Raw genomic sequence first — 9,514 nt, forward strand, 5'->3', positions numbered from 1 at the left:
GGTGCTGCCGACGCCGTTCCCGACGACTACGGCCGCTGCCCCACAACCGCGGCCGTCGCCCCGACAGCTACAGCAGACCCGCGATGCTGGGCGGGGCGAAGACATGCCGGGCGCGGTGTTCCAGCACGAGGACGACGGGCATCTCCCGCGTCATGTCGGACTTGCACCTGTCGCAGCCCTGGTCCATCGCGGGGACCTCCGCGGTGTGCCGGGTGGCGATATGGCGGGCGAGGTGAATCTGCGAGGAAACAACGGTGTCGAAGGGGTCACAGTCCACCCCTGGTTCGCTCTCCGCCCGGGCGGCGTCCACCACTTCGGGAGCCTGTTTCATCGCCTTGTAGAGATCGGTGCACTCCTGGCAACTCCACATCCAAGGCGGAGGTAGTGGCCACTTCTCAGCGTGATCCGCGGGGTCCGAGTCCCTGGCATCCATGCGCAGCAGCGTAGCGACACCCGGGCAGCGCCGACAGCGGACCGGTCGAATCCCTCGCGGCATCAGGGTTCTTGTGACTGTCATTCCCGGCGCGGATCCATGGGAGGGTGTGCCGACCGCTTGAGTGCCCGTCGACACCGTCCAGTTGGCCCGTCGGTATGTTCCACCGGGCCAACTGCTCCTGTGCGTCCACGGAGGGGTCGGAGCGTCGTCCTACAATCCCTGTGCGGCGAGTCTGCCGCGCCTTTGGGACACACCCCGGCTCCGTACCGGTGCGCCCCCATGCCCCGCCCCCTCGAAGGAACACACCCCACTGTGAAGAAGAGTGCGATAGCCGCCGGTTCCCTCCTCGGCGTCCTCGTCATCGCCGGCGCCTATCAAGAGTTCGCCGTGGCCAGTGACCCCCTGACGCTCGCCGAGTACCGGAAGATCAGAGCCGGCAGCACCGAGCAGCTCCTCCGCACCTACGCCAGCACCTGCCAGCAGGACGGCGAAACCGAACCCGGTGGCCGCTACCCCGTGACCTGGACGTGCTACGGCGCCGACGGGAGCAGCAACGCGGTGTTCTTCTACTCCGAGGGCGTCCTGTTCAGCAAGGCGGAGACCGGACTCACGTAGGGGCTTGGCTCCCCTGCCCTCGCACAACCAGCGAACTCGCGGACACCCACCGTGACAAGAGGGTGTATCCCTACTAGCAACCTGGCACGCGGTGTGCGAGATTTAGAATGAGAGGGTATTCGTTTGACGGGATGTGTGTGATGACACACAGCAGTCACAGTCGATCGCCGCTTTGTGAAGGCAGTTATGGCGCACCGCACCGCGGGGGGCCAGGCTGGATTCAGGAAACCCCGGTGATGGCAACCCTGCGCCGACTCATCGAGGAAATGCGCGCCAGCACCGCGATCGTCTATGTGCCCTCTCCCGACGGCCGAGAGCTGATTGCCGCACTGGTCGTAGGCGGCCCCGTATCCGTATTCACCGTGGCGGAGAACATAGCCGTCCAGAGTACCAATTACACGGCGGCGAAAGCTTACCGAGGCGGGCAGCAGTTTTTCGAAAGCTCGCCGATCAAGCGGTCCCCTCAAGTGACCATGCCGTTCCCGTACACCGTGATATCGACCCCGCTGAGCGACGACAACGAGAATACCCTCGGGGTCCTGACCGGCATATGGGAGCCTCCCCTTGAAAATGCCCCCGACCTCTCCGCCGCTCAACGGCACTGCGCGGAGCTCGGTGACGCCCTGAGCCGACTCCTCAAAGCTTCTCAAGGCGGCGGTAAAGCATCTCACGGTGGCGATCTCGCGGAACTCTCACACAATCCGCTCTTTCTTACGCCGGCACATGAAGAGTCCTTTTCGGTTGATATCACCTTCGTCTACAACATTCACAAGCTTGCGTCCGCGCTGGTCGAAGCGAAACGCATGAGAGATGTTGTCGAGGTGGCCAACGAGCGCATCATGAAACCGCTTCAGGCGCAGCAGATGGCCGTGTGCGTCGAGGAGCAGGGGTGGCTGCGTCTCGTGGGGTGCTCCGGATATTCGGGAGAACTCATCGACGAGATAAGCCGGACGCTGGCAGCGGACGGATCAGCGGAGGCTCGGATTTTCCGCTACGACCGGGCGGTATTCCTGGAGTCCGATGAGCAGCTCGCCAAGAATCCCGTCGGAGGCTTTTCCGACGGTCGGGGGGCGTGCATTGTGCTGCCGCTCGCGGGGATGGCACACCAAAAGGGAGTTCTCCTGCTGACCTTCGCCCGTCCACGCCACTTCCGCGCCGAGGAACGGGCGGCCCTGGTGACCATGGCCAGCCTCTTCAGTCAGGCGCTGGAACGTGCCCGTCTGTCCGACGGGGAGCACGCGATGGCCCGGGAGCTGCAGCAAGCGCTGCTGCCGCATGCGCTGCCGCACCTCGAACAGCTGGAGTGCGCGGCCCGCTACCTCTCCGCGTCCGAGAGCGGTGATGTCGGCGGGGACTGGTATGACGTACTCACTCTGCCCGACGGAAACGTCGGGCTGGTCATCGGGGACGTGGAGGGCCACAGTTCCTCCGCGGCGGCGGTCATGGGCCAGATCTGCAGCGGCGTGCGGGCGTACTCCGCGGAGGGGCACCGTCCCACGGACCTCCTGCGCCGGATGAACCGGCTGCTGACCGATCTGAAGCCCGGGCTGCTGGCGACGTGCTGCTGCGTCTGGCTCGACCTCGCGACCGGAATCGCGGAGATCTCCAGTGCCGGCCATCCCATGCCGGTGCTGAGACGCCCTGACGGTGTCATCGCGGTCCCGGCACCCGATGTCGGCCTCCCCCTAGGGGTGGATCCGGACGCGAACTACAAATCCGTTGAGGTCACCCTCGCTCCTGAGACCGTTCTGGCGCTCTACACGGACGGTCTGGTGTGTTCGCACACCCTCGACGTCGACACCGGAACGCGGCGACTGCTGGGCAGCATGGCCGCAGCGAACGGTCGCAGTCTGGAGGGCCTGGCGGATCGTCTCCTCCGGATCACCACCGACACGGCCGTCCGGGACGACGACACCGCCCTGCTCCTGGCGCGGTACGAGGGCAACATGCAGGAAGTGCCGTCCCGCGTCAGCCGTTTGTACGTCCAGCGTCATGACTTGCGCGGTGTACGGGAGGTTCGCCAGTTCATTCAAGACATCCTGGAGCAGTGGGGGCTCGGTGCCATTGCCTACGAGACCGAGCTGCTCGCAACGGAGCTGGTCACCAACGGACTTGTCCACGCCGACAGCGATGTCGATGTGCGGCTGCGCAGATACCCCGACCGCATCCGGGTCGATGTCCGCGACTCCTCCACCCGACCGCCGGTGCCTGCTCCCATCACCGTTGATCCGGAGATCGACAGCTTCTCGGAGAACGGCCGTGGCCTGGTGATCGTGGAAGAGCTTGCCGCCGCGTGGGGCACTGCCCCGTACGGGCGCGGGAAGTCGGTCTGGTTCGAGATGGCCGGCTTCGCGGAGGCGTGGTCACGGTAGGAGAACTCCCCCCTCAAGCGGGCTCGCGAGGTCCTGCCCGGCCACCACCGGGCAGGACCTCGTGCACCAGCCGGTACCGGGCGGCCCCGGCACCGGCGTCGCGGCTATTGCGCCATCGCCGGGCGGGGCCCTTGTGCGGACGTTTCGGCGGACCTGAGCCATCCGGCGAGGTCCGCGCGGGCGCGGGAGACCCGGGAGCGAACGGTGCCGACCGGACAGCCGACGACGGCCGCGGCATCCGCGTAGGGCAGGCCGACCAGCTGAGTGAGGACGAAGGCCTCCCGGCGTTCGCGGTCGAGGGTGTCGAGGAGTTCGCCGAGGGCCAGGCCGTCGTCGAAGCCGGGCAGGCCGCTCGGCTGGCGGTGTTCCGCCACCGCCTGCCAGTCGTTGATGTCGGCGATGCGGGGGCGGGCCGCGGCCGAGCGATAGCGGTCGATCACCACCCGGCGGGCGATGGACAACAGCCAGGTACGCGCGCAGGACCGGCCGGCGAACTTCGGCAGGCCGGTGAGAGCACGCAGAAAGGTCTCCTGCGCCAGGTCGTCGGCCGCGTGGGTGTCCCCGCTCAGGTGGGCCACGAACCGCCATATGTCCCGGTGGGTGGCGTGCACGAAGCGTTCGACGGCGTCGGGGTTTCCGTCCCTGGCGGCCAGGGCGAGGCCGGTCACCTGCTCGTCGTTCACGGCGGTCCGCTGGTAGCGGGACGGCCCGGTCGGGGCAGCGATCATGCGAGACATCCTTCGGTGGCTGCGGGACCGCATCAGGGCATGGCGGAGCAGAGCCCTGGGGTCCCTGGCGGTGTGCGGCGCACTCCGGTGGCCCGGGCCGAGGCCGGGGGCGACGGCCGGCGTGCGGGGGCGGACGCGGTGGGGTCGCGTCGTACGGCACGCCGTGAGCGGGTCGGAGGGCCGGCGGGCAGGGGCCGGCATGTCGCGGGCGGGGCAGGCCGGAGAAGACGGCCGTGCGGGAGTGCCGGCACTTCGCACGTCACCGTCACCGGGTCAACGCGCCAGTGGAATCACGGAGGTTGGGGGTTCCACGGAGCGGCGCGGGGAGGAGTGGTGGCGTGCGGTCAGCAGCAGAACGGGAGCACGGGTGGGCCTCTGCGGGAGACGACGTGGTGCAGGAGGGTGCCGCTCGGGCCCAGGGCGGGCGCGTCGGTGGTGACCCGGCGAGCGGGCGGTTTCCGGCCGGTGCGGGCCGGGGTCCACAGGACCAGCAGCAAGGGGGCGAAGAGGGCCGCCGCGAAGCTGCGGGCGAGTTGGAACGCGGCCGCTTCGCCGCGCCAGAGCCACAGGCCGCAGAGGATCGCGGCCAGCGTATGGGCGAGCAGCATGCCGAGGGAGCCGTGGACGGACGGTGTCATGTCCAGGTGGGCCGGGTGGGTCAGGGCCTCGGCGGTGGCGTCGAGGTGCCCCGCACCGGGCGTGGTGACCTTGCCCGACATGGTGACCGTGCCGGACATCGTCGCCGCCCCGGCCGTCTCCGCCATGTCGGTCATCCCGCGCACGGCGTCGATGCCATGGGTGCCCGGGCCGGGGTGCGCGAGGCCGGCGTGCGAGAGGCCGGTTTGTGACAGGTCGAAGAGTGCGTGCAGGCCGAGTTGGGCGAGGACCGTGGTGCCGGTGACGATGGATCCGCCGCGTTCTCGTCCGGTCAGCCACCATCCCACCGGGCCCGTCGCGCCGAACGCGGCGAGCACGGCCCACCACGGCAGCGGTGCCGCGGCCATCAGCGCGTGCCCGAGGGCCGTTGTCGTCACGCAGACGGCCGCGAATGCCGCGGCGCGTACGGCGCGTGGGAACGGCCCGGTTGTCATGGCGGCCATGGTGCCATTCCGGCCTGTTGTCCGGGCAGGGTTGCTCACGTGCGGACAACATCCGCCGCGGCGGGTCGACAGACCGGATCTCCGTCCTGACCTGCGCCGGGACGCCTCGGACGGGGTGCGCGTCTGATATCGGCCGGATCTGCTCGCTTGCGGCCGGAGCGTCTTGATTGGGGCGGGTGTGGTGCGTGGGAAACCGGTGGTGAATCACGGGGTGGGGGCGCCGGTGGGAGACAGGGAGTTGAGGGGCCCGGGCCGGCGGCGACCGCGTCGTTCGGGGAACTGGCCGCCCGGCCCGTACGACTGACTGGGCCGGGTCCCGTGACGGGGCCGGAGGCTCGGGAGGCGTGTGGTGCGGGTGCGGCAGGACAGGGAGCCGGTGGGCGGCGGGTCGGGAGGGGGCACGGCCGGGCCGCGGGGCGCGGGCCCCGGGGTGACGGTGTTGCTGACGGCCGCGATGGCCTTCTCGATGGTGCAGCTCTTCCTGATCGGCGCGCTCGGGCCGCGGCTGGTCGGTGAGTTGGGCATCTCCCGTACGGTGCTGGGCCTGACCACGACGGCGGGGTTCGGCACGGCGGCGCTGCTGTCACCGGTGGCGGGGCGCCTGGTGGACCGGGTCGGGCCGCGGCGGTGTCTGGTCGCGCTGCTGCTGCTCGCCGCGGTGTCGCTGGCGCTGATCGGGGCCGCGCCGGGGGCCGTGGTGCTGCTGGCGGCGGTCGCGCTGGGCGGGCTGGCGCAGGCGCTGGCCAATCCGGCGACCAACAAGCTGATCCTCGCGGCCTTTCCGGCCGAGCGGCGCGGTGCGGTCACCGGGCTCAAGCAGTCGGGTGTGCAGGCCGGTGCCTTCGTGGCGGGGCTGCCGCTGTCGTTGCTGGCCGCGGGGGTGGGCTGGCGCGGTGCGGTGTGGACGGCGGCCGGTGCGGCGGCGCTGGCCGCGGGATGGGCGGCGTGCGTCCTGCCGCCGGATCCGGCGCGGGCCGGCGCCGGTCCGCACTCCACGTCCCTCACCCGCGGTGCGGTCGGGCGGCTGGCGGGGTTCTCGACGCTGCTGGGGTGCGGCATCGCGTCCGTCAACACCTATCTGGCGCTGTTCGGTGCGCAGCGGCTGGGCCTGGCACCGACCGCGGCGGCCGCGCTGGTGGCGGTCCTCGGGGTGGCGGGCATCGTGGGCCGGGTGGGGTGGTCGCGCACCGCGGGACGGCCGGGGCGGGCGGGGGTGCTGCCCGGTCTGCTGGCCGCCGGGGCGGTGGGGGCGGCGCTGCTGCTGGCGCTGGCGCTCGTGCTGCCGTCGCTGGTGTGGCCGGGTGCGGTCGCGGTCGGGGCGTTCGCGGTATCGGCGAACGCGGTGTCGATGGTGCTGGTGTTGCAGAGCGCGCCGCCGGGGCGTGCGGGGCAGGATTCGGCGCTGGTGTCGGCGGGGTTCTTCGCCGGGTTCGCGGTCGGTCCGCCGCTGTTCGGTGCGCTGGTGTCGGCGTGCGGGTACGGGCCGGGCTGGCTGCTGGTGGCGGCGGAGTTCGCGGCGGCCGCGGCGGTGGCCGTACCGCTGAGGTCGCGCGACCGCGGGGAGGCGTGATGGGCGCGCTGCGGGCGGCGGGCGCGCGTGGTGAAGCCGACTGGGCCGGGCGGGCGTTGGCGGCCGTGCTGGAGCGGGTGGCCGTGACGGCGGACGAGGTCGGGGCGCGCTTCCCGCTGTACGCGGATCCGTGTACCGGTGCGTGGAAGACCACCGCGCGGGGCTCGTGGACGGGTGGCTGCTGGGCCGGGCTGCTGTGGTTGCGCGCGCTGTCCTCGGGTGCCCCGGAGGACCGGGCGGCGGCGGCACGCTGTACCGGGCGGCTCGGCCACTGGGTCGAACAGGACACCGCCACCCGCGGGTTGGTGCTCTGGTACGGCACCGCACTGGCCGCCGGGCCGGGCGGCGACGGGGCGGCGGCCGCGCTGCGGGACCGGGCGGCACGGGCCTGCCTCGCCGCGTACGAGCCGGAATGGGGCGTGGTGCCGTGGGGTGGCGCGTTCGGTGGTCCGCGGCTGCTGGCGCGTGCGGACGGCGTGCCGGGGCTGGTGCCGCTGCTGGCCGGGGCGCCGGGTGGCGGACGGGACGCCGCCCACGGGCATCTGACCCGGCATCTGGCGCTGTGCCTGGCCGAGGATCCGCCCCGCCCGGCCTGGCAGGCGCTGCCGGACGGGACCTGGGCGGCGTATGACGAGCCCGCACCGGGCTGGAGTCGTACGGCGGGATGGCTGCTGTTGGGGATCGCGGACGGGCTCTCGCACCTCCCGGAGAGCGGGCTGTGGGAGACGGCAGGGCGGCTGGTGGCACTGCGTACGGCGCCCGGTGCGGCGCTCGTGCCGCCGGCTCAGGACGGCCCGCCGGGCGCGGGGCCCGCGCCGGGCCCGCCGGACACCTCCGCCGCCGCGATCGAGGCGGTGGCGGCGCTGAAGCTGGCCGCGCTCGCCCGGGCGGCCGGCCGCGGGGCCGAGGGCGCGCGGCTGGCGGGTTGGGGTCGGCGGATTCTGCACCGGCTGAGCGTGGCGCATCTGTCCCCCACGGGCGCGCTGCGCGACGGCTGCTACGACGCCGCCCGCGGTCTGGCCACGGGCCACGAGCTGGTCTGGGGGGACTTCTTCTTCGCGTGGGGGCTGGCGCTGCTCACCGGGCTGGTGGCGCCGGACACGATGTGACGGCGGGGTCCGCCGGGTGGTCGCGCAGCACCCGGCGGGCCACCGAGGAGATGTGCAGCTCGTCGGGGCCGTCCAGCAGCCGGGCCGTGCGGCCGGTGCGGAACAGTGCGGGCAGTGCGGTGTCCGGCCCCAGGCCGGCCGCGCCGTGCACCTGGATCGCGGCATCGGTGACCTGTTGCAGCATCCGGGCCGCGGCGACCTTGGCGAGGCCGGTCTCCAGCCGGGCGGAGCCGCCCGCCGCCAGTTCGGCCACCGCCTCGTGGACCAGCGGCCGGGTGGTGCGCAGGGCCAGCAGGGAGTCGAACACCAGCTGCTGGACGAGCTGGTGGTCGGCCAGCGGGCCGGACCGCCGGGTGCGGGTGCGGGCCCGGGCGCACATCAGGTCGAAGGCCCGCTCGGCCTGTCCCAGCCAGCGCAGACAGCGCAGGGTGCGGCCCAGCCCGAGTCGTTCCCCGGCGATCCGCAGGGCCTGGCCGCGCGCGCCGATCAGATGGTCCCCGGGGACGGTGACGCCGTCGAGGGCGATCTCCCACTGGCCGCCCGCGCCCAGGACGGGCAGTTCGCGCAGCACGCGGAAGCCGGGGGCGGTGGTGGGCACCAGCAGCAGGGACAGCTCCTCGTCGCCGTCCGTCCCGCCGGTGCGGGCCAGTACGGTGACCAGGTCGGCGTCGCCGGCGCCCGAGATGAACCACTTCCGGCCGTGCAGGGTCCAGGTGCCGTCGGGACCGGCCTCGGCGCGGGTCGCGGCCTGTGCGGGGTCGGTGCCGGGGGTTTCGGGTTCGGTCATCGCGTAACAGGTGCGCAGGTCGCCGGTCACGAGGCGCCGTACAAGTCCCTCGCGGACCGCAGTAGTTGCGTGCCGGTCGAGCATCAGCACATCGAGCAGCGGCGCCGAGCCGAGCGCGGCGGGGCCGTGGTCGCTGGCGCCCTCGGCCTCGGCGAGGTGCGCGTAGTCGGCCAACGGCAGTCCCTGGCCGCCGTGTTCGGCGGGGAGCGGCAGCGCCCACAGCCCGGCGGCCTTCGCCTCCTGCTGGAGGGTGCGCAGCGCTCTGCGGGCGTCCGGGCCGCCGCCGTCGAGAACCGGCTCGCAGGGCATCACCCGTTCCCTGACGAACCGTTCGACCCGGTCGCGCAGCGGGATCAGCTCGGGCGGGCAGTGCGGCCGCCCGGACGCGGGGCGCGTGGGCCGGTCCTCCTCGGCCGGGGCCTCCGTGCGCGTCGTGCCCTGCTCGGAATTCATGGGGTTCACGGCTTTCCTCCGCATTCACCGGGAACTCGGTGAACCGACAGTCCGACTTACTGGCCGTGGAGTTGGTCGGCCCGAGGCGTCGTCCGGTTCCCGCCCGTCCAGATCCGTCCGTCCCCGTCCGTTCAGGTCCGTGCGAGACGTGCGGCGCGCTGCCGCCGCCGGAGAGGAATGCCGTGGGACACCCCACTGTCATCGGTGCGAGGCGACCGCTGGAGGAGGTGGACCTCCAGGTCTCGGGACCGGCCGCGCTGACCGCGCCGTCGCTGCGCACGCTGCGGGCGCTCGGTGCCCGCGTCGAGGCGGCACCGGCCGGGCCCGCCGGCCCGCCGTCCGGC

The 9,514-nt window shown here is 72.4% G+C and carries 8 protein-coding genes; 4 read left to right on the forward strand and 4 right to left on the reverse strand.

What is annotated here, in order from left to right; translation table 11 throughout:
* Positions 1-67: 67 nt before the first annotated feature.
* On the reverse strand, positions 68-331 hold the full coding sequence (locus tag IEY78_RS18230; protein WP_229700031.1) for a hypothetical protein: 264 nt from the start codon (positions 329-331) through the stop codon (positions 68-70).
* A gap of 417 nt (positions 332-748) precedes the next feature.
* On the opposite strand from IEY78_RS18230, the gene IEY78_RS18235 reads away from it, so the two are divergent.
* Together IEY78_RS18235 and IEY78_RS18240 are read left to right on the forward strand one after the other, a co-directional pair.
* Positions 749-1,051 (forward strand): hypothetical protein, encoded by a 303-nt coding sequence (locus IEY78_RS18235; RefSeq protein WP_189099536.1) that lies wholly within the window; start codon positions 749-751, stop codon positions 1,049-1,051.
* A gap of 236 nt (positions 1,052-1,287) precedes the next feature.
* Positions 1,288-3,423 (forward strand): ATP-binding SpoIIE family protein phosphatase, encoded by a 2,136-nt coding sequence (locus IEY78_RS18240; protein WP_189099538.1) that lies wholly within the window; start codon positions 1,288-1,290, stop codon positions 3,421-3,423.
* Between the two features lie 104 nt (positions 3,424-3,527).
* On the opposite strand, the gene IEY78_RS18245 is transcribed toward IEY78_RS18240, so the two are convergent.
* Both IEY78_RS18245 and IEY78_RS18250 read right to left on the reverse strand, forming a co-directional pair.
* The gene (locus IEY78_RS18245) at positions 3,528-4,151 is read right to left on the reverse strand and encodes a sigma-70 family RNA polymerase sigma factor (RefSeq protein ID WP_189099540.1); all 624 of its coding nucleotides are present in this window, start codon (positions 4,149-4,151) and stop codon (positions 3,528-3,530) included.
* A 344-nt stretch (positions 4,152-4,495) separates the two neighbouring features.
* Positions 4,496-5,242, reverse strand: coding sequence for a hypothetical protein (locus IEY78_RS18250; protein ID WP_189099541.1), 747 nt, complete (start codon positions 5,240-5,242; stop codon positions 4,496-4,498).
* Positions 5,243-5,681: 439 nt separating this feature from the next.
* Here IEY78_RS18250 and IEY78_RS18255 point away from each other — a divergent pair, with 439 nt between their 5' ends.
* Positions 5,682-6,821, forward strand: coding sequence for an MFS transporter (locus IEY78_RS18255; RefSeq protein ID WP_229700032.1), 1,140 nt, complete (start codon positions 5,682-5,684; stop codon positions 6,819-6,821).
* Positions 6,821-7,930 carry a sugar ABC transporter permease gene (locus tag IEY78_RS18260; RefSeq protein WP_189099543.1) on the forward strand — a complete coding sequence of 370 codons (1,110 nt, stop codon included), beginning with the start codon at positions 6,821-6,823 and terminating at the stop codon, positions 7,928-7,930. The genes IEY78_RS18255 and IEY78_RS18260 overlap by 1 nt, the downstream gene beginning before the upstream one ends.
* Here the strand turns inward: IEY78_RS18260 and IEY78_RS18265 are convergent.
* Entirely contained in the window at positions 7,899-9,170 is a 1,272-nt protein-coding gene (locus tag IEY78_RS18265; protein WP_189099545.1) for an acyl-CoA dehydrogenase family protein, read from the reverse strand. The two genes, IEY78_RS18260 and IEY78_RS18265, sit on opposite strands and share 32 nt — an antisense overlap.
* Positions 9,171-9,514: the final 344 nt, after the last annotated feature.

It is taken from the genome of Streptomyces kronopolitis (assembly GCF_014646275.1).
Lineage (GTDB): Bacteria > Actinomycetota > Actinomycetes > Streptomycetales > Streptomycetaceae > Streptomyces > Streptomyces kronopolitis.

Coding starts and splice junctions, on each gene's coding strand:
- IEY78_RS18230 (WP_229700031.1), bottom strand. CDS start 331: ATGAAACAGGCTCCCGAAGTGGTGGACGCCGCCCGGGCGGAGAGCGAA.
- IEY78_RS18240 (WP_189099538.1), top strand. CDS start 1,288: ATGGCAACCCTGCGCCGACTCATCGAGGAAATGCGCGCCAGCACCGCG.
- IEY78_RS18245 (WP_189099540.1), bottom strand. CDS start 4,151: ATGATCGCTGCCCCGACCGGGCCGTCCCGCTACCAGCGGACCGCCGTG.
- IEY78_RS18250 (WP_189099541.1), bottom strand. CDS start 5,242: ATGACAACCGGGCCGTTCCCACGCGCCGTACGCGCCGCGGCATTCGCG.
- IEY78_RS18260 (WP_189099543.1), top strand. CDS start 6,821: ATGGGCGCGCTGCGGGCGGCGGGCGCGCGTGGTGAAGCCGACTGGGCC.
- IEY78_RS18265 (WP_189099545.1), bottom strand. CDS start 9,170: ATGAATTCCGAGCAGGGCACGACGCGCACGGAGGCCCCGGCCGAGGAG.